Raw genomic sequence first — 20,493 nt, 5'->3', positions numbered from 1 at the left:
CAAATTAAAGACAAAACTTAAACAAATTTCTAAACCTCTTAATTTTATACAATCTAGAGGGTGTTGCAAAACTAAAATAAATATGCAATGTTATGAATCAGAAAAACTAGCTGAACATGTAATAAATAGCGATTTTGACCATACCAACGTGGCTGTTCCAGCCCTTTATCTTTGAGATGACCAAACTGTTGTTCAATTTTCCCACGCTCTTTCATCAACTGTTTGCCAAAGATGGTTTGTGCAAAATGAGATAATACACGGCGATGTGTACTTTTGCTTTGTTCGCCATTACGTGGGTTAATTGGATTCACCGCAAAAATATCACATGTTTTTGCAATTTCATAAATGCGCTGACTATCATAAGCAGCATCTGCAATGGAAAATAACACATTTTGATTTTGTATATCTTGAAGCAATACAGGAGCCATTTTGCTATCATGTACGTTCGCTGTTGTAAATGCATACGACAATACAACACCTTCTGGTGTAGAACAGACATGAGCTTTATATCCCTTATACCAACCATAACGAGTAGATTTCCCCCATTTTGCTTGGGAATCATATAAACTACTCCGTAAGGCAGTGCTATCAATTAAAACACACGGAATTAATCCTAAATTCATTTCTTCAAGAGTTTGTTTATGAATCAACGGAATACCTTCATTGCGAAACCAAGTTCCTACACGTGAGAAAGTGGATATATGAGGAACAAAGGAAAGACCACAAGATACACGAAATGAAGGATATTGATGCAAAAAGCGAGTTAACTTACGTAATGAATTGATTTGGAATACCGTTTTCACAAAAAAACATTTGAGTAAAGCTTTTCTACAGATAGGTGGGCGGCCTGTAATAGGCGGAACGCCTCCAATGGTTAAACTGTCTACGTAGGCAAATAAAATGTGTAAAATGGATTGATTGTGATCAAAATTGGTTATCATACTAGTAAATCCGTCCTTTCTGGAGATAGTTTAGGGTACTATCATTCTTCCAGGAAAACGGATTTTTTTATGCATTTATTTTTGAATATTTATGAGTTTTGCAACACCCTCAATCTATTCTAAAATAAACCTTTAATTCTACTTAAAGCAACACACTTTATAATTTTAATGGTTTATAAGCCAATGCTTTATCTATAATTTCTCTGGCGGTTAATTCGTCATCGCTCCAGAAAATATAATCACCTATTTTAGGGTCAATAACAGACGATTCAACCATGTCCAACCAAATTGCCTGTTCCCATTCTTCTCCTTCCGTATCCATAAGTTTTTGAACCAAGGTAACTAACTCCTCTTTATTTAACTCACCTAATTTTATATTTTTATGATTAATAGCTCTTTTTACAATATATTCTGCACCGTAATCAGCAAAAAATAATTCTTTTGCATTTGGATAAGGAACACTATTTTCAAATACAATGAGTTTATGTTCAAAATCTTTCCCAAAATCTTGTAGCTCTTGAATTTCTAAAACTAATTTTAATAGTTTCTTTTCATCCAATTCTTCACTCCCTTTGTTCAAGACAACCTCCTTAGTAATCTAAGCACATTCCTTTATACTTTCCATGTTCATTTCAACATAAAATTACAATTTTCCTTTTGAATTATCCAAATCAATATGTTATCCCTTATACTAATTGATATGTTAAGGACAGATAAACCTCACTATAACTAAGAATACGAACAGACCAAATCAGATGTAATTTGGTCCGTTCATTAGTATGCTATTTCTTTTCCTTATAATATAAATTTACAAATTGCCCAAAACGTTTCGTATCCGTTAAAGTTAAATTGATTTCCGGGTTCTTTTCTTGAAATAACGGAACTCCAGAACCTAATATATGCGGTGTAATCGTGACAACATATTCATCAATTAGATTATTCTTAAAGAATTCTCTTAGTAGACTCCCTCCACCGACCATCCATATTTTAGATCCTTCTTGTGCTTTTAACCTTTTTATAAACTCCACTACATCTTCATTTACAAACTCCACATGTTCGTTTGAACCTTTTTCTGAGTTAGAGAAAACATAACATTTTTTATCTACATACGGGAATGTGTCCATATGCTCTACTACATAATCGTACGTTCTTTTTCCCATGATTATTGTATCAATTGTGTCATACATTTCTGTATAACCGTTATCTCCCTCTCCTTCCGTTTCCATTAACCACTGTAAATCATCATCTTCTTTCGCGATATATCCATCCAAGCTCGCCGCTATAAATAAAACTATTTCACGTGACATATCTTTTCCTCCTTGCATCTCATATTGATAACATATGATGTAAACAATATACTAACAATAAAACATGACAATTTATGTCATGTTACAAAGAAAAAAGGTGATACATTTGTCAAAAGCTAAACGCTTATTAGATATTCTTATATTTGCTTCCGCCAAAAAGACATTTACAGCTCAAGAAATAGCTGATGAATTTAATATTTCCGTTCGTACTGTCCATAGATACATAGTAGATTTAAGTGATATGGGATTACCCATCTATGCTGAACAAGGTCGTAACGGAGGCTATAAAGTATTAACGAATAGAGTCATTCCCCCTATTTTATTTACGGAAGAAGAAGCAGTCTCCATCTTTTTTGCATTTCAATCTTTAAGCTACTACAGAGACTTACCTTTTAACACAGAAATCAATTCCGTTACACATAAACTGTATAGCTCTCTACAACATGATGCGAAAACGAAAGTTGATAAAATACGTTCTTATATCACTTTTTGGAATCCGAAGAGAACGATTGATACACCTCTTTTAAACGAAGTACTAACTGCGGCTATTGAAAATAAAAATTTACACTTTCAATACGAATCTAAATCGGGGATAAAAACAAAGCATGTTCATCCTATCGGTGTATACGCTCACGACGGACTATGGTACTTACCGTCCTATGACTTCAGTAGAAAAAAAGTATTACTGTATCGCGTTGATCGTATTCTTTCTATATTATCAACAGAAGAAAATAAAGATACGTTCATGAATTTAGAAGAATGGTTTGCCTCTAGCTCTAACGTAGTGCATATTCCTACGCAGTTACACGTCTCATTAACAGCAGAAGGCGTGCGCCAATGTGAAAGCGTTCCTTACCTTGAAGAATTCGTGGTAGTAAACGAAGACGGGACAGGATATATACATTCAACAATTGATAAAGGTGAAATTAACTTTATTACTCCTTTATTTTATAGACTTGGAAAAGATGCAAGAGTTTTAGAACCGAAAGAATTGATAGATGGTTTACGTCTACGTGCGAAAGAAATTTTACATATGTATGAAGACGAAAAAAGCTGCTAAATATAAGCAGCTTTTTTCGTCCCGTTGTTCCCATTGTTTTATTATTGACGAATGTCAAACCACCAACGATTTTTCGAATTCATATTCTCAGTTCCACTAAAACCACTGTAACGGAAAGCATCCAGGAAGATTGAATCTAATTTATCCTCATCCACAAAATAACCTAATTTAACTTTTACCGTTTCTCCTGGTCGGATACTGCCAATATTGTAGAAGCTTTTCCCATCTCCGTGAGGCTCTAAATAATTAACTTCTCCCGTCATAATACGCGTTGCGTCCATTCCCTCTTCTTTAGCGTATTTCCATGCATTCCCTTCAAATTTAAGCTGCTTTATGGATGGATGCATATAGATTTCTTCTGTCGCCTGTTTACCTATATTTTTCACTGTTGTTGTCAGGTAGACAAATTTAACATTAACTAATTTTGAATCTACTAATGTATCAATTGAATCTTTACCATTCCCTAATTTATATACATCCCGTCTGTACGATAGCAATTTTCCCGTGTGATCTAAAGCCTTCTTCTTGCTTAATATCCCTAAGCCAAATTCATTAAAGTTCTCTTGTTTAAAATCTTTAATTGAATCAAAGACTTCAACTTTTTCTATCATATATTCAATTTGGCTGTTATCCATAGATATCGTTACTGGAACCTTTTGTCCTATGTGAAATAGTCGTTTACTATCTTTTTTCAAAGGAATCACCTTATTTTTTTTAGGTTCATCCGCTTCGCTAAAATACTTTTTATCATAATCTGTTATATGTGCTGCCTTTCCTTTTGACGTAGGCTCAAGTGAAATGTTCCCTAACACATCCATCATTTGTTCTTCATTTACATCTGATCCAATAAAGCTTTCTAACATAATCCCTTCTTTCTCAAAAAAGAGAAAGACCTTCCTATCAAACATTACATTGTTGTTTCCAGTTTCTTTATGAACAATTACTGCTTTCTTGCCACTTATCTCTTTTTCTTCGTAGCTTTTTGAATATAAAGTTTGAAAGTCCGCATTTTCCCCTACTCTCCAAAGAGCAAATGAAAAGCCTCCATTTGCGTCGTTATCTTTAAATGAATATTTCATAGCAGAGTCATCAATTGCCTCCATATTTTCTGGTAATTTATCGATTTTCAATTTATACCACTTGTCAGCCTTTTTCGAGTCCTTATTTGTTACTGAAACATTTACTTCGTAATTTTGTTTTTGAACAATCATATTGTAGACTTTTACTGCACCAAAAACTGTTGTCGGCATACCAATCAATAAACAAGCAGCAGCGATTAACATACGATGTTTTTTACGCTTTTTCTGTGGTTGTCCATCTTTCAGCTTCATTTCCTCCATAAACAATTTCTTTTTGCGCGTATATGTATGTGAAAATTCATGTTGTTCTTCAAGTTTATCAAAATCATCTAAAGCAATCTTTTCAGCAAGTTCATATATTTCTTTGGAGTTCTTTGAATTCGTCATGTTGTATACCTCCTATCATATTTTGGACTCGTTTTCGAGCGCGTTCAAACTGCTTGCGGACATTGACCTCCGTTATCCCCATAACACTTGAAATCTCTTGATACGTTAAGTTATAGAAGACTTTATACTTAAACACCTGTCTGTTAGATTCATTTAACTCCTTTAGCAATGTATCAATTTGAACTTCAGACATTTTACGTTTTTCCCACTCTTCAATATTTTCATCTACCGCTTCTGCTGATTCTCTTTCATATTCTTCTAAAAATGTTTCATGTCGTTTATTTTTCCGGTAACTATCAATCGCCTTGTTTTTCGCGACCCTCAAAATATAGCGTTTAAGCTCTTCAGTGCTCAAGCTATGGAGCTTTTCCAAGTTCTTATAAAGGGTAATAAACGTCTCTTGAACCGCATCTTCAGCCTGCTGAATATTATTTAAAATAGAATACGCTACATAATAAATTTTTTGTTCATACAACTCGTATAGCTCTTCCATCTTTTCATAATCGTTGTTTGTAAATTTCATCTAATTCCTCCTCTCACTCTATATAACGAATGAGCGCTATACTTTGTGACACTGTAAAATCTTTTTATATATAAAATTTAATAATAGAATAAACAAAAGCTCAATTTCTCTATTGTAACTGAGAAATTGAGCTTTTGTTTATTAGAATTTTCCTGACTGTTCCATTAAGAACATCCCACTTATGCCTTTTCAGTAAGCATTATTTGCTCTATCGCTTCTTGTAACAAATTCTGTGTCTCTTCCAAGTTATGATTCTTCTTTTCTCCTAGTTGTACCGTATAAAACTCGGCAAACGAGCGCTCTTTATATCTCGGTACGACATGCATATGGTAATGCTTTAACTCGTTAAAAATGCCACCATTTTGACAAACTGTAATTCCTTCTGGTTTATATAATGATTTAATCGCTTTTGCAATCAGCTTAGAAGCATCCATAATTGATTTCGCTATAACATCATCTAATTCGTCCACTTCTACAACATGCTGCTTTGGCACAATTAAAGTGTGTCCTGAATAGAAAGGTTCATGATCTAAAAAGCATGTTACATAGTCATCTTCATATACTTTATATATTTTTTCCTCTTCGTTTGCTAATTTACAACCTAAACATTCCATAATACTTCCCCCTCTGTTAAAAACATAAAAACGTGAGAGCCGTATTCTCACGTTTTTATGTTTCACTTTATTAGTTCAATTGTTTCCGTAACTTTTATACTATCTTTTACCGATTGAACAATCGTACAATTTTTCACTGCAAGTTGCAGTGCCTTGTCCAATTGCTCTTCTGTAATGTTTTGTGCTTTAATTTTATAGTGCAAATGAACACTTTCAACTGGTTTTGATAAAGCTTCACTTCTACCAATTTCCGTTTCGATTGTAAACGTATCATATGTAATACGTTTCTTTTCTAAAATTGTTTGAAAGACAATTGCACTACATCCTGCGATAGAAGAAACGAGTAATTGTAACGGTGAATACCCATTTTCTTTTCCAATCGCTAATGGACCATACGATAAATCTGCCTCTATATCATCATGCTTAATTTTTATTTTCATACTTCGCTTCCATCTCCACTTTCATCGGTTTCTTCCGTTTCTTACTCATATAATAATATATATAGCAGAAAATGATAAATGGAATACCACAGTATAACGCCATTCTTTGTTCTGGAATAAACGCTAAACTAATAACAACGATACTATTTGTAATTAAAGCTAAAATCGGAACAATTGGGTATAGTGGTGTTCTATACTTTAAGTCCTCTAACTTTCCTCCGCCTTTTATATACTGACTTCTAAAGCGTAGTTGCGATAAAGCAATAATGATCCAACTGGAAACAGCCGATAAACCAGCTATAGATAATAAGTACATGTATACTGTATCTTCTGCAAGGAAACTTGAGAATAAAGAAAGGCCAGCTACTGCAATCGTTACAACTAGTGCTGTAATTGGAATACCACGCTTATTTACTTTCTGGAACGATGTTGGTGCCATTCCTTCATTTGCAAGTGACCATAATATACGAGTTGCCGCATATAATCCTGAATTCGCTACAGATAGTAACGCTGTAATAATAACGAAGTTCATAATATCAGCTGCGTATGGAATACCGATTTTATCAAATACGACTACGAATGGACTTTCAATTACGCCAGCTTCTTTCCAAGAAATTAATCCTACTAAAATTGTCATTGTTAAAATGAAGAATAACATGATGCGCCATACTGTATTACGAATCGCACGTGGAATTGTTTTTTCAGGATTTTCACTTTCTCCCGCTGCAATCCCGATTAACTCTGTTCCTTGGAACGAGAAGTTAACTGTAATCATTGTAAGTAATACGGCAGCTAGTCCATTCGGGAATAATCCACCATCGCTTACAAAGTTAGAGAAAAGAGGTGCTGCTTCTTTTCCGTCATATGATATAAACCCTAGTAATGCACTACCACCAAGAACAACAAATGCAAGAATTGTAACTACTTTAATACTAGAGAACCAAAATTCTAATTCAGCATAACTTTTCGCCGAAATTGCGTTTGATGCATATAAAATAACGCCGAATACAAGACACCATACCCAAACATCAACATTCGGAAACCATCTTTTCATCATTAAACCAATTGAAGTTAACTCTAAACCTACTGTCACTGCCCAGCCAAGCCAATATAGCCAGCCAATCATAAAGCCCGTTCCCGGTCCAATAAACTTCGTCGCATACTTTTGGAAAGAACCTGAAACTGGCATTGCTACCGTTAACTCTCCAAGACAAAGCATTGTTAAATACATAATAAATCCGCCAACTAAATATGAAAGGATGGCTCCCCCTGGTCCAGCCTGATTAATGGTGTAACCTGAACCTAAGAAAAACCCAGTCCCGATTACACCACCTAGTGCGATCATAAATAAATGTCTACTCTTCATCGTACGATGTAATTTCTCATTCGTTGGTTGCTGCATCTAAATCCTCCCCCTACCGATACCCCTATATCTTGTTAAAATTTTCTGATAATAAAAATATACACGAAAGCGATTACAATTTCTATATAAAATTAAAACTTTTCTGATAAAATAATATAAAAAATCGAATTATCACGAGATTTAGATTCTAATTAGAGGAAAATAAGGATAAACAAGGAAAAACCCTTACATATATTGTAAGAGTTAACGGAGTTCTAATCTTCTCGATAAAATTGATAAACTATAGTTTACGATAAAGTACATACAAGCTACTACTATAAACGTTGGAATCATATAATTTACATTCTGTCCGCTAATGATTTGAGCATTATGCATAAGCTCTGGCAGTGATATAGCAACTGCGAGTGATGTATCTTTCAGCAATGAAATAAACTGACTGACAAGTGGCGGGACCATCCTTCTTAATGCTTGTGGCAAAATAATATGCCAAAGCGCTTGAACATACGTTAATCCTGAAGATCTTGCGGCCTCAATCTGTCCTTTTTCAATAGATAATAGACCACCTCGAACAATTTCAGATATCATTGCTGCTTCAAATATTGTTAAAGCAACAATTACAGCTGTTATAATTTCTAATTTCAAGCCTGCTTCTGGAAGTGCAAAATACGTGAAAAATATAATTAAAAGTAGTGGTAAGTTTCGAATCACTTCAACAATAATCCCTAATACTTGTGAGACAACAGGTATTTTCATGTAGCGTAATGTCCCTATTACACTACCAATAATAAAGCTAAGTACAATTGCTACGAGTGCTACCTCTAACGTTATAAGTAATCCTTTTAATAAAAACAGAATATGATCACCTGTTATTGCTCCCTTAAAATCCATTTACACCGCCTCCTTTGCCAAGCGTTTTTCTAAATAACGCACTAGCATACTGAGCGGAATTGTTAATATTAAATAAAACATCCCGACAAATATATAGACATCGAACGTAACAAACGTCTTCGTTGAAATTAAGTCCCCTTGATACATTAAATCCATACCAGCGATAATTCCGAGTATGGAAGAGTTTTTTACTAAATTGAGAAATTGATTTCCTAGAGGAGGGATTACGATTTTCATCGCTTGAGGTAAAACGACATGGTACATCGCTTGCGTATAAGTCAATCCCGAGGAACGCGCTGCTTCCATTTGACCTTTTGCGACTGATAAAATACCAGCGCGAATAACTTCCGCAATAAACGATGCAGTATATACAGTAAGCGTAACTGTCCCTGCTACAAAACCATTTAAAGTGATTCCTATTACAGGTAAAGCAAAATAGAATATAAATGCAATTAATACAAGTGGAATATTTCTTACAAACTCCACAAAAACTGATCCTATCCAATTTAAAATACGAATCGGTGCAATACGCATTACAGCCAAAATTACTCCTAAAATAAAGCTTCCTATTAATGCAATTACACTAGACATCACAGTATATTTAAAGCCTTCTAAATACATATCAATGTTATTCGTTAATATAGAAAAATCAGGCACATATTCTCCCCTCTTTCTTTACAAGAAGAGGATGAGCATCCCTCATCCTCTCACTCTTACTATTCACTAGAAATAAAGCCCCACTAATTAAAGTTTAACTTTACTTCTCTTGTTTTTGACCAATCCATTTTTCATACAATTTATCGTATTCCCCATTCGCTTTCATATCTTTTAGTAAGCTATTAATCTCTTTCGTTAAATCATCTGCCCCTTTTTGCACTGCAATTCCGTACGGTTCATCCGTAAAAATTTTCCCTACAACCTCATAATTTGAATCTTGTTTTGCCATGCCGTAAAGAATTGCGTTATCTGTCGTTAAAACATCACCTTTCCCTGCTTTTAACGCCGTAAATGCCTCACTGTAATTTTCAAATTCTAATACAGTCGCTTCTGGTGACTTTTGACGAATATTATTTGTTGATGTTGAACCTTTTACAGCTAACACTTTTACACCCTTTTTCACATCATCAATATTTTTAATATCGCTCCCTTTTTTCACAAGTAACGATTGCCCTGCTTTAAAATATACATCTGAAAAATCCACTTCTTTTTTGCGTTCTTCCGTAATTGTCATTGTTGCGATAATTGCATCGATATCACCGTTTTTCAGTAGTGGAATACGCGTTTTAGACGTTACTTCTTTTAATTCTAGTTTCTTTTCATCTCCAAGAATTTTTTTCGCAAGCGCCTTTGCAACATCAACATCAAATCCTTCTACTTGCCCTGTTGAAGGATTTTTCAATCCAAATAAGTTCGTATCATTCTTCACCCCAACTACTAGCTTCCCGCGCTTCTTAATTTGCTCAACAGCCCCGCCTTGCTTCGTATTCGTTTCCTTCGCCTCATCTTTTTTACTTCCGCACCCGGCAACGACAAGTACGAATAAACATGAGAATACAATTAAGGTAAACAACTTTTTCATTTTAAGCATGAAATTCCTCCTTTAATGGTTTAACACTCTTCTTAAAAATAGACGCGCTCTTTCTTGTTCAGGACTTGCAAAGAATTGCGCTGGTGTCGTATCCTCAATGATCTTGCCATCATCCATAAATAAAATCCGATCCGCTACTTCTCGCGCAAATCCCATTTCATGCGTGACAACGACCATCGTCATCCCTTCTTTGGCTAGCGTTTTCATAACATCAAGTACTTCCCCAATCATCTCCGGATCAAGAGCAGACGTAGGCTCATCGAATAGCATAATTTCCGGCTGCATCGCGAGTCCCCTAGCAATCGCTACCCTTTGCTGTTGTCCACCAGATAATTGATGTGGATATACACTAGCCTTCTCCGGAATTCCTACTTTCTCTAAATAAAACATCGCTGTTTTCTCAGCTTCCTCTTTTGAAACTTTATTTACTTTAATCGGTGCTAGTGTAATATTTTGAAGAACCGTTTTATGTGGATATAAATAAAAATGTTGAAAGACCATCCCAATATTTCGGCGTAATTCATTCATATCTGTTTTTGCATTGTGTACCTCCGTATTTTGTACAATTAACTCTCCATCTGTAATGGTCTCTAGCTGATTTATACACCGAAGCAACGTACTTTTTCCTGATCCTGAAGGCCCAACAACTACTACCACTTCACCTTTTTTCACTTGCACATTAATATCTTTTAAAACTTGAAAGTTACCATAATATTTATTTACATTACGAAAATCTATCAACATACTCCCCCCTTCCACTAACAAAGCATGTACATTCTTTTTATATTCAAAAATAGGTAAAAAAATAACTTCCAGCCTCATTTTTTCCATAAAAAAAGCAAAGGGATTTCCCTTTGCTTCTTCATTTCTATTCTATTAGGATACTTCTTCTTTCTTATCTTTCCCGTATTCATGCTCCCAGAAATCAGCATTTTTAATGCCTAATGGCCCTGGATCGAATACCGGATCTTTTCCTTCTTTTTTCTGCTTTTCATAATCCTTTAATGCAACTAATGCAGGTTTTTGTAATAGTAAAATCGCAATGATATTTACCCATGCCATAATTCCTACACCGATGTCACCTAAAGCCCACGCCGTTGCTGCTGTTTTTATACAACCGTAGAATACAGCTCCTAAAAATACAAATTTTAGTACCATAGACAGCCAAGGACGGTCTTTATCACGATTTAAGTATGCGATATTCGTTTCTGCAATGTAGTAATACGCCATAATTGTTGTAAATGCAAAGAATAGTAACGAGATTGCAACGAAACCGTTTCCAAATCCAGGGAAAACAGATTCTACCGCTGCCTGTGTATATCCCGGTCCCGGCTGAGCACCATTTAATTTATTTACAATAAGGTTTTTTCCGCTTGCATCAAATACGTTATACATGCCTGTAATAATCATCATAAATGCTGTTGCTGAACAAACAAATAATGTATCAATGTAAACGGAAAATGCTTGCACTAAACCTTGTTTAGCTGGATGTGATACTTCAGCTGCTGCTGCTGCATGTGGTCCAGTTCCTTGCCCTGCTTCATTGGAATAAATACCACGTTTTACTCCCCAAGAAATTGCTAAACCGATAATACCACCGAAAGCCGCCTCTAATGCAAAAGCACTTCTTATAATTAACATAAATGCTTCTGGTAATTTTTCAATATTCATAGCAACAATAACGCAAGCTACTAAAATATAACCAACTGCCATAAACGGTACAACAACTTGTGCAACGTTAACGATTCGCTTTACGCCACCGAAGATGATAATAGCTAATACAACAACTAATAAAGCCCCTGATACGGTAGTGTTAATTCCAAAAGCTGTTTCTAAACTTACGGCAATACTATTTGCTTGCACACCTGGCAATAAAAGCCCTGTTGCAATAATTGTCGCTGCAACGAATACTAATGCATACCATTTCACACCTAAACCTTTTTCAATGTAATAAGCAGGTCCACCACGAAACTGTCCTTGATGTTTCGTTTTATATATTTGCGCAAGTGTTGATTCCACATAAGCTGATCCTGCTCCTAAAAAGGCTACTGCCCACATCCAAAATACAGCTCCAGGTCCACCGAATGCAACCGCTGTTGCTACCCCAGCTATATTCCCTGTCCCAACGCGTCCTGATAACGAAAGTGCTAACGCTTGGAATGAAGAAACACCAGCCTCTGATTTTTCACCTTGAAATGTCAGCTTCACCATTTCGCCTACATGCCTTACTTGTAAAAACCTCGTTCGAATGGAAAAATATAAACCTACTCCTAAACATAAATAAACAAGTGCTGGACTCCAAACAATATTATTTAACCAATTCACGAAAGCTTCCAACATTCCCCCTCCTCCTTTATAAAGAATATTCAGAATATATATAAAATTATAAGTGTATACCGAATCTATAACAATATTATTTTAATAAAACAAACATATTTTTGTATAAAAAAACAAAGTATACATTTATTTTGTATACTTTGTTTTCACAAAAATGTATTATATATTCACAATTGCTTCTCTTTTTATAATTCTTTCATATAGCTCTTCTGATAATTCTCGGAAGTTATCTGGCATATCTTTCCCCTTAAACTTCTTTTGAAGTGTACCGTATAAACCAACATCACGTAGACGCAAAAACAACGGTAACGATTCATACCAACTATCCGCCAGTCTGTGCTCATACTCATATCCTTTTCGTAACACTTGTAGCTGTTTACGAGCAAAATTTGTCTTCTCTTCCGCTGTCCACGGTGTAAATAGAACAGAGTAATAGAGAACCATCGCTAAATCATGTATAAAGTAATTATAAGCCGCATCATCAAAATCAAAGATTGTTAGCTCTTTACCATCATAATGAAAATTACCTGGATGGATATCACCGTGCATCAGGCCGAACGTTTCTCTTTCAATGGGAAGAGCCTTTATTTCATCCATTAATACCGCAGCAATCTTTTTCACTTGATCATCTTCTAATTCATTAACAATCCCGCTCTCATCTTCTTCCCACGTATCACGATAATCTGTTTTAGGATAGTTCATTGTTAGGCGATGCAGTTGGCCAATCGCTTTTCCCCACGCTTCAAAGTAAGCATCTCCCCAATAATGCGATCCTTCGCCTTTTACTTGCTCACCTTTTGCATATGTAAATAAAGATGCAAAAAAGAAAGTGCTATCTTCCGCTCCAATTTCTTCTACAAGATTTTGAGAAGTTGAGTAAAGAGGTCCTGCTACCTTTGCCCCATTCTCCGCAACATATCGTAAAAAATCTAGTTCAGCCTCGACTTCTTTTTTAGAACGATGAGAAGAGTGCGTTAAACGTAATACGTAATCTTCATCCCTATTACCCTTCGCCTTAAAAATATAATTTTCAAAATCTCCAAGTGGCTTTTCTTCCACTGTCACATGAAATGCCTTTGCTGCTCTTGCTAAGATCTCTCTTGTAAAAACTCGTTCTACAGCTATTTCCATATGTATCCCTCCTATATATCTTCTTAATTCGACATAAATGTGAGAAGTACTGCTATGAAATTGAATAATGCGTGGGCAATCATCGCTGATAAAATAGAATTTGTTTTCTCATATAACCATGCAAACACTACCCCACTTAAAAAATTCACTGGTAATGTGTTATATGTTGGAATATGAACAACAGTAAATATTATAGAACTTATAAGCACTCCACCCCATATGCCATATCTATCACGAAAAAACGTATAAAAAACACCTCGATATAAAACCTCTTCATAGATTGGTGATATAACTGCTGCTCCAATTACCGCGATACAGAACGCATATATTGATTTATCATTTTGAACTGTTTCCGTTTTACTATTTTCAAAAGAAATACCCATTTTCTCCATTATCATTAATACAGCAATACTAACTATAATTAAAAAAATTAGCGCTACAACTGTCCATAGGAAATCTCTCCATGAAAGCTTCCGAATTCCAATGTCTTTCCACGACAATTTATATCTTTTTATACAAAAAAGATAAACTACAGTAGTAAATATCACTGCCATTATAAATCCCATTAATACTCCAGCATATAATGCGTTCCCTATTATCTCTAAAGCATAGTCATAAAAAAGAGATTCAACTGTTACTGGAACAATAATGAATACAAACATAAATAAATATAAGATTTCTTTCCATCCCCACATACTTTTCAAAATCATATACACCATCCCCCTACTCTGTGTTTCTTTAAGTATAAAAGATGACGTAACGTAACTTTCAAGCTTATTTTCCCCAAATAATTCAAGCATAATTTTCTCTCAAAACACCAAAAAGGGTTGATTCACTAAATCAACCCTTACACTATTAAAAATTCTATTTCTCAATTCTTCATCAATTGATTCTCGTATATAACATTTATTTTTATTTCTCTTCACCTTTTGTCTGCATTGAATTGAAAGTCCAATTTAATTTTAATGAATCTCCTTGAAATACATTTTGCTCTTCATCGTTATCTACAAATGTGAACATTACATAGAAAGTATCATCATCACCAGGAGCAAGTCCATTTCCTTCTCGGTCTACAACACCTTTTTGTACAAGATCAGGAATACTTCCATTTTGCGTAGCTACCTTTAATTCAGATAATGTAGTAGACCAAATTGGAACCTCGTTTTTATCCAAATTCCACAAGAAATCAACACGGATATGATCACCAAAATCAACATTTCCATTATCTCCTTTAGCATCGATTACACTGTAATCTGTCAGGAGTTTCACATCTCCTATTGCTAAGGTTCCTTTGTTTACTAATTGAAAACCACGCTCCATTTCATCACCTGGTTTAATATTGTCGACATTAATAACAACTTCAGGATTAACACTCAAATCTAAAGTACCCGCTGCAAACGTATTTTGTGATACTTCCTTATCACTAAAATACGCATATGTTCCCCCGCCAATTAAAGATAAACCAAGCGCTGCAGTTACAACACCCATACCAAGTTTTTTCTTAATACTCATTTCATAAGTCCCCCTATTTTTAAAGTTCAAACTACAAACCTTATTTCCATCCCTCAAAAAATAATTAAGCAACTACCTTGTCCCACAATGAAAGCGAACTAACTTTAAACTAGTTACTTCATGTACCCCAATGACTATTACTTTTAAAATAACCGGTAATGTTACCGTAAATTATTACCGGTTATTTGTTAGCCAATCTCATTTAATTTTATATTCATTGTCTTATTGCTTTATTTAATCTAGAAGTTTGCCCACTTATTTTTTTGGTTCTAAACCAATAGAGCGTAAAATTTTCTCTAAAGTCACTGGCCCTACATTTTCTTTTGGTTTCTGATTTTCTTTAGCATCTGGACCCTTTTTCAAGAAGTTTTTCTCGATAAAACGAATATCCGTTTCATCTACAACACCATCTTGATTTATATCTCCATCTTTTACAGATACTTTTCCTTTTCCATACGATAAAGCTGCTATCCTAGCATCTTGAATATCTACCATTTTATCGCCGTTTACATCACCTGCAAGGTTATCATCTATGTCAGCTCTAAAGTTTTGTCCCACTAATTCTCCATCCTGCACTTTTCCTATTTTCGTTGTTAATTTACTATTTAAATGACCTGGCATTTCTACGAAAATATCATATTCTTTATCGCTTACTGGAACACTATGAATTTCAAATTGTCCATTATCATTAACCGTTCCTGTATATTTCTTTCCATCCTTGCCAACTGCGTACACTTTTGCTCCTAGTTTTTTGTAATCATTCTTACCTAAATACCCCTCTTCATTCAAGAAAGCTTCCGGACCAATATATCCTGTAACTGTTGAATGTTTCGAAACAATAGCAAAAGACTTGTCTTTAAACACAGGAATCTCAATACCTTCTGATGCACCAGCTTTTGTATAAGAGAATTTATCCGTCCCAAATGCAGTTAAATTATTAAAATATTCATCGCTCGTCATTTCGAATGTAACATCTAAAAATGGTGTATCTCCATCTATTCCCTTAAATTCAGCTCCGGCTAAAGATGCGCCAACCTTTACAGTATTTTCCCAAGTTCCTTCTTCATTTATCTTCGGATCTTCTAATTTAAGATTCAGACCATGTTGTTTTACATATTCCGTAAGTGCTGGGTTTGGTTTCACATCTGTAAACTTAAACAACTGTTTGCTATAAGGAACTTCGAATGTTCCTGACATAAGTTGTTTTACATTATTGAGATTTAAAGTTAGCGTAATTTTTTCTCCTAATTTGATTTTATCGTAACTACTCAGCTTCCTCACGGAGGCTTTTTTCATTTACTAGTCTGATATGTACTTTTTGTGTGAATACTAGATATATCATACAAGGAGGTGGTATTTATGTTGAAAAAACAAGAAATTCTAGCTGTCTATCAAAAGGGACCTCAAGCTATTTGCGATTTTGTTCATCAATTAGAAAGTCAAATACAGAATTTAAAAGAGCGTATAGAAGAATTAGAAAATCGTTCAAAAAAAAACTCTACAAATAGTCATAAACCACCCTCTACAGATGGTTTTCGTAAGCCTATTACAAAAAGTTTGCGAAAATCATCCCAGCGTCAAACCGGTGGCCAGTTGGGCCACAAAGGACATACTCTTGGTTTGACAGCGACTCCAGACCATACAATTACATATTCTCCTACCTATTGTACTTGTTGCTATACTTCTTTAGACCATGAGCCTGTAAAAGGATACCGCATTCGCCAAGTGTATGATTTACCACCTATCCAGATAGAAGTAACAGAACATAAAGTGGAACAAAAAGAGTGCCCACATTGCCATTCTATTCAAGAATCCCAGTTTCCTTCTACTGTCTCTCGTCCTGTTCAATATGGTCCAAATATAAAAAGACTAATCCCCTATTTAACGCATTATCAGTGTCTTTCTTTAAAAAGAACAAAAGAATTCTTTCAAGATTGTTTTGGACATTCTATCAGTGAAGGAACGTTAGTCAATCATACAAACAGTTTTTCGGCTCAATTGCAGCCTTTTCTCCAAGAAGTAAAAGACCAGATCCTTCAGTCTTCTGTTGTCCATTTTGATGAAACCGGTATGCGTGTAGAAAATAAAACACAATGGTTACATACTGCCAGTACACCGGAGGTGACATTGCAACATATTCATCAAAAACGCGGAAAAGAAGCAATGGATGCTGGAGAAATCTTGCCGTCTTTTTCTGGAATCGCGATGCATGATGGTTGGAAATCATATGATGCGTATACAGATTGTCGTCACGTATTATGTAATGCCCACCTCTTACGAGATTTACAAGGAATTATAGATAGTACCGGAGAAAAATGGGCACAACAGATGCAGGAGTTTTTAACGCAAGCCTTAACGCTAAAAAAACAATACAAAGGACTCCTGCCAAAAGCAGAGCAAGAGAATCTGTCGACTGCCTATCAAGCTATATTAAAAGAAAAACAAGTATTTTCTTCAGAACCAAAAAAGAAAGGAAAACAGACGCCTGCTCAAAATTTATGGAATCGCTTCGTCAAATATGCTGACAGAATTCTAGCATTTTTAGAACATCCAGACATTCCATTTGATAACAATCAAGCAGAACGGGATATTCGAATGACGAAAGTCAAACAGAAAGTGTCTGGAACGTTTCGAAGTAAGAAAGGCGCAGAATCTTTTTGTCAGATACGAAGCTTTATAAGCACCATGAAAAAACAAAAACAATCTGTCTTACAAGCGATAGGTCAGGTTATAGAAACCGGAACGGTTCCTTGGAATTGCACGATTTCATAAGAGAAATTCTCGATTCGATCTAGATTCTTTCTCTTATGGGCATATTTTTTTTCATGTTTTCGAATTGGAAACATGTATTTAGCATGCTTTTTTGTCTGAGGAAGCTGAGTAGTTACAAAATTTTATTGATGTGAATCTTAACTGTTTTATCACTAATATATAGAGCTTCAGCAATTTCTTTATTACTAAGTCCTTTTACTAATTCAAAGAGAATTTCCTTTTCACGTTCCGTCAGTTCATTTTCATTTGATTCTAATTTCATTTTCTGCTGATGATATGTAATTAATTTTTTAGTCATACGCGGATGAATAACTGAATCACCTCCATATAACATTCGAATTGCTTCTATTACCTGCTCCGATGATGAGTCCTTCAATAAATAACCATCAGCACCGGCCTGAAGTGCATCCATTAAATACTCATCATGCTCATACATTGTAAACACAAGTACTCGGCAATTTGGATAATTTTTTTTTACTAACTCTGTAGCTTCAATCCCATTTTTCCCTGGAAGATTAATATCCATCAAAATACAATCCGGTCTGCATTCTTCTACTTTTTCCAAGACTCCGTCCCCAGAGCTAGCTTCTCCAACCACTTTCATATCAGATTCATCCTCTAGTATGCTCCGAATTGCGTCTCGTAAAAAAGCATGATCATCCACTACTAATATTTTAATCATTTTACGCACCCCTTGTTTGTGAATCTGGAATTAATAGTGTAATTTCTGTCCCTTTCCCTACAGAACTATCAATCTGTAAAGTAGCCCCTAATTGTTCAGCTTGTTCATTCATATGTAATATACCATAATGTGGCTCATTCTTCGTTTTAACCATAGATTCAAATAGTGAAAAGCCAACTCCATTATCCTTAACCCTTAAAAGCACGTGCTCACTTTGATAGCTGAGTAAAACATCAGTCTTTTCTGCTTTTGCATGTTTTACAATGTTTTGCAAACTCTCTTGTAATGTATCAAAAATAACTCTTTCTTTTGAAAAGCTAAGCGCACGTGCATGACCTCTTTCATGATATGTAATATCTAGTTCATATTCTTGTTTTAATGATTTTATTTTACTTGCTATCGCCTGCTTAAGCCCTAATTGTTGTGTCGGATATGGTTTTAAAGCATAAATAGAATAGCGAACTTCTCCTAGGCTTCCTCTTAAATCTTTTATACTTTTCTCTACTACTTGCTGCATATCTATTTGTTTATCATGGTATTTTTTCTGCGCGGATTCTAGTTGGAATATCACCCCGGCTAATGTTTGCGCAATACCATCGTGAATTTCTCGTGCGATTCTATTTCTTTCTTCTAAAATCATTCTTTTTTCCTGTTCAGAAATCAATATCCTTGTTTTAACTACGTTAGCTAATTGGTTAGAAAATGTAGCTAACGACTGTACATCTTCCGGAAAAAAACCTGCAGTTCTACTTTTCCCTGCAACAAACATTCCGACTAGTTCATCATTTACAATAAGAGGAAAGTATACAAGTGAGCGTATGACACTATCAAATATTTCATCTCCAGGAGCCGTACCAATTTTCCAATCATTAAATACTAAATTTTTAGAGAGTTCCTCAAACGCCTTAAACTTTTCTGAATGGTCAGAAATATCAGAGCGTACTTTCCCATCTTTTAATAGAATATTCCAGTTCCCATCATCTTTTGTCCATATTACATATGCTTGTATGCCAAAAAAACCTTTAAGTGCTTGTTTAATATGCTTCAAGTTTCCTCCGGTCAGTCCTCGACTAATTTCGGTCGTAATCAGGAATAACTCATATAATCGTTCCTTCTCCATCCTTATCCGTACAGAAAAAGAACTAATAACTGAAGTTGCTACAAGTGGAAAAAAGAAAAACAGTACTGTAATCTCGTTTACTTCCACACTATACGTACTAATTAATACATGCATCAGTGCCGCATAAGAGAAACCAAAAGTTTCGCAAAGAAATACCGTTACAGTTTTCTTATACCACTGATAGATTGAATATGGCTGCGGAAGGAGTATCATTAACAAATCGTAAAAGCGGTTGTTGAAAAAACAAAAAAACACGCAAAATAATAACAAAGATATTAAATTTTCATATAGAACTGACATATCTATCTTGTTAATTAATAAGGATGTACATTTATTTGAAAACCATTGGGCCAAGAGCAAACTAAGCGCATGCTGAGTACTATTAAATAACATTCTTTGTATCGGTGACCGACGATGTAGGTGAATAATTAGCGTTACGAGTACAATAGCAATAATAGTTATATGGATTCCAAACTGCCAACTCATAGCGTAAATTATCGGAAAGGTAAGCGAGCTAGTTCCTCTCCAAAATCGTACAGGAAAATACTCTGCAATCCCCATAAATACTAATAACAATATTAATATCGTTGGATAAGAAGGGATTTTAATTTCAAGTAAAGATATAGTTATAGTAATCAAACCAAGAAAAGAAATAAAATAAAGATAAGAACTAGCAATCTTTTCTCTCATAAAGATAGAATTTACATCCTTCAAAACAACCCCTTCTTTCTTTATAAAACTTTATTTTC

At 34.9% G+C, this 20,493-nt stretch carries 19 protein-coding genes and 2 pseudogenes; 2 read left to right on the top strand and 19 right to left on the bottom strand.

Annotated elements, in window-relative coordinates; genetic code table 11:
* Positions 1-71 precede the first annotated feature (71 nt).
* From QCI41_RS21275 to QCI41_RS21265, 3 genes are all read right to left on the bottom strand, one after another.
* On the bottom strand, positions 72-941 hold the full coding sequence (locus tag QCI41_RS21275) for a transposase (RefSeq protein WP_353836336.1): 870 nt from the start codon (positions 939-941) through the stop codon (positions 72-74).
* Between the two features lie 157 nt (positions 942-1,098).
* Positions 1,099-1,521 carry an e9imm peptide gene (locus QCI41_RS21270; RefSeq protein ID WP_353836742.1) on the bottom strand — a complete coding sequence of 141 codons (423 nt, stop codon included), beginning with the start codon at positions 1,519-1,521 and terminating at the stop codon, positions 1,099-1,101.
* Between the two features lie 202 nt (positions 1,522-1,723).
* On the bottom strand, positions 1,724-2,248 hold the full coding sequence (locus QCI41_RS21265; RefSeq protein WP_353836743.1) for a dihydrofolate reductase family protein: 525 nt from the start codon (positions 2,246-2,248) through the stop codon (positions 1,724-1,726).
* Between the two features lie 64 nt (positions 2,249-2,312).
* Here QCI41_RS21265 and QCI41_RS21260 point away from each other — a divergent pair, with 64 nt between their 5' ends.
* On the top strand, positions 2,313-3,308 hold the full coding sequence (locus QCI41_RS21260; protein ID WP_353836744.1) for a helix-turn-helix transcriptional regulator: 996 nt from the start codon (positions 2,313-2,315) through the stop codon (positions 3,306-3,308).
* A 41-nt stretch (positions 3,309-3,349) separates the two neighbouring features.
* Here the strand turns inward: QCI41_RS21260 and QCI41_RS21255 are convergent, their stop codons facing one another.
* From QCI41_RS21255 to QCI41_RS21190, 14 genes and pseudogenes are all read right to left on the bottom strand, one after another.
* Positions 3,350-4,774 (bottom strand): DUF4367 domain-containing protein, encoded by a 1,425-nt coding sequence (locus QCI41_RS21255; protein WP_353836745.1) that lies wholly within the window; start codon positions 4,772-4,774, stop codon positions 3,350-3,352.
* Positions 4,740-5,297, bottom strand: coding sequence for an RNA polymerase sigma factor (locus QCI41_RS21250; RefSeq protein ID WP_353836746.1), 558 nt, complete (start codon positions 5,295-5,297; stop codon positions 4,740-4,742). Before QCI41_RS21250 ends, QCI41_RS21255 begins: the two co-directional genes overlap by 35 nt.
* A 179-nt stretch (positions 5,298-5,476) precedes the next feature.
* A complete protein-coding gene (locus QCI41_RS21245; protein WP_353836747.1) occupies positions 5,477-5,962 on the bottom strand; it encodes an HIT family protein in 486 nt (161 codons plus the stop codon).
* A gap of 11 nt (positions 5,963-5,973) precedes the next feature.
* A complete protein-coding gene (locus QCI41_RS21240) occupies positions 5,974-6,351 on the bottom strand; it encodes an OsmC family protein (RefSeq protein ID WP_044444486.1) in 378 nt (125 codons plus the stop codon).
* Positions 6,335-7,753, bottom strand: coding sequence for an amino acid permease (locus QCI41_RS21235; RefSeq protein WP_353836748.1), 1,419 nt, complete (start codon positions 7,751-7,753; stop codon positions 6,335-6,337). The genes QCI41_RS21240 and QCI41_RS21235 overlap by 17 nt, the downstream gene beginning before the upstream one ends.
* 204 nt (positions 7,754-7,957) lie before the next feature.
* The gene (locus tag QCI41_RS21230) at positions 7,958-8,602 is read right to left on the bottom strand and encodes an amino acid ABC transporter permease (protein WP_283884130.1); all 645 of its coding nucleotides are present in this window, start codon (positions 8,600-8,602) and stop codon (positions 7,958-7,960) included.
* Positions 8,603-9,259, bottom strand: coding sequence for an amino acid ABC transporter permease (locus QCI41_RS21225; RefSeq protein WP_353836749.1), 657 nt, complete (start codon positions 9,257-9,259; stop codon positions 8,603-8,605). It abuts the gene before it with no gap.
* 100 nt (positions 9,260-9,359) lie between these two features.
* Positions 9,360-10,190, bottom strand: a complete 831-nt coding sequence (gene glnH, locus QCI41_RS21220; RefSeq protein ID WP_353836750.1) for a glutamine ABC transporter substrate-binding protein GlnH — start codon at positions 10,188-10,190, stop codon at positions 9,360-9,362.
* 12 nt (positions 10,191-10,202) lie between these two features.
* The gene (locus QCI41_RS21215) at positions 10,203-11,021 is read right to left on the bottom strand and encodes an amino acid ABC transporter ATP-binding protein (protein ID WP_353836751.1); all 819 of its coding nucleotides are present in this window, start codon (positions 11,019-11,021) and stop codon (positions 10,203-10,205) included.
* Positions 11,022-11,066: 45 nt separating this feature from the next.
* The gene (locus QCI41_RS21210) at positions 11,067-12,527 is read right to left on the bottom strand and encodes an alanine/glycine:cation symporter family protein (RefSeq protein WP_353838813.1); all 1,461 of its coding nucleotides are present in this window, start codon (positions 12,525-12,527) and stop codon (positions 11,067-11,069) included.
* Positions 12,528-12,686: 159 nt separating this feature from the next.
* Entirely contained in the window at positions 12,687-13,658 is a 972-nt protein-coding gene (locus tag QCI41_RS21205) for a phosphotransferase enzyme family protein (protein WP_353836752.1), read from the bottom strand.
* A gap of 23 nt (positions 13,659-13,681) precedes the next feature.
* A complete protein-coding gene (locus QCI41_RS21200; protein WP_353836753.1) occupies positions 13,682-14,368 on the bottom strand; it encodes a CPBP family intramembrane glutamic endopeptidase in 687 nt (228 codons plus the stop codon).
* 202 nt (positions 14,369-14,570) lie between these two features.
* Positions 14,571-15,170 carry a TasA family protein gene (locus QCI41_RS21195; RefSeq protein ID WP_353836754.1) on the bottom strand — a complete coding sequence of 200 codons (600 nt, stop codon included), beginning with the start codon at positions 15,168-15,170 and terminating at the stop codon, positions 14,571-14,573.
* A gap of 255 nt (positions 15,171-15,425) precedes the next feature.
* Positions 15,426-16,436: pseudogene (locus tag QCI41_RS21190) on the bottom strand (S8 family serine peptidase); the annotation flags it as partial.
* 93 nt (positions 16,437-16,529) lie between these two features.
* On the opposite strand from QCI41_RS21190, the gene tnpC reads away from it, so the two are divergent.
* Positions 16,530-17,942 (top strand): IS66 family transposase, encoded by a 1,413-nt coding sequence (tnpC, locus tag QCI41_RS21185; RefSeq protein ID WP_353836078.1) that lies wholly within the window; start codon positions 16,530-16,532, stop codon positions 17,940-17,942.
* 118 nt (positions 17,943-18,060) lie between these two features.
* Here the strand turns inward: tnpC and QCI41_RS21180 are convergent.
* A pseudogene (locus QCI41_RS21180) lies at positions 18,061-18,624 on the bottom strand (response regulator); the annotation flags it as partial.
* 1 nt (position 18,625) lies between these two features.
* The gene (locus tag QCI41_RS21175) at positions 18,626-20,458 is read right to left on the bottom strand and encodes a GAF domain-containing sensor histidine kinase (RefSeq protein WP_353836755.1); all 1,833 of its coding nucleotides are present in this window, start codon (positions 20,456-20,458) and stop codon (positions 18,626-18,628) included.
* Positions 20,459-20,493 lie beyond the last annotated feature (35 nt).

The organism is Bacillus cereus group sp. MG4, from assembly GCF_040460055.1.
In the GTDB taxonomy this organism is placed as follows: domain Bacteria; phylum Bacillota; class Bacilli; order Bacillales; family Bacillaceae_G; genus Bacillus_A; species Bacillus_A wiedmannii.
Note: the sequence above shows the minus strand (reverse complement) of the source record. Positions and strands in the feature narration are given on the sequence as shown.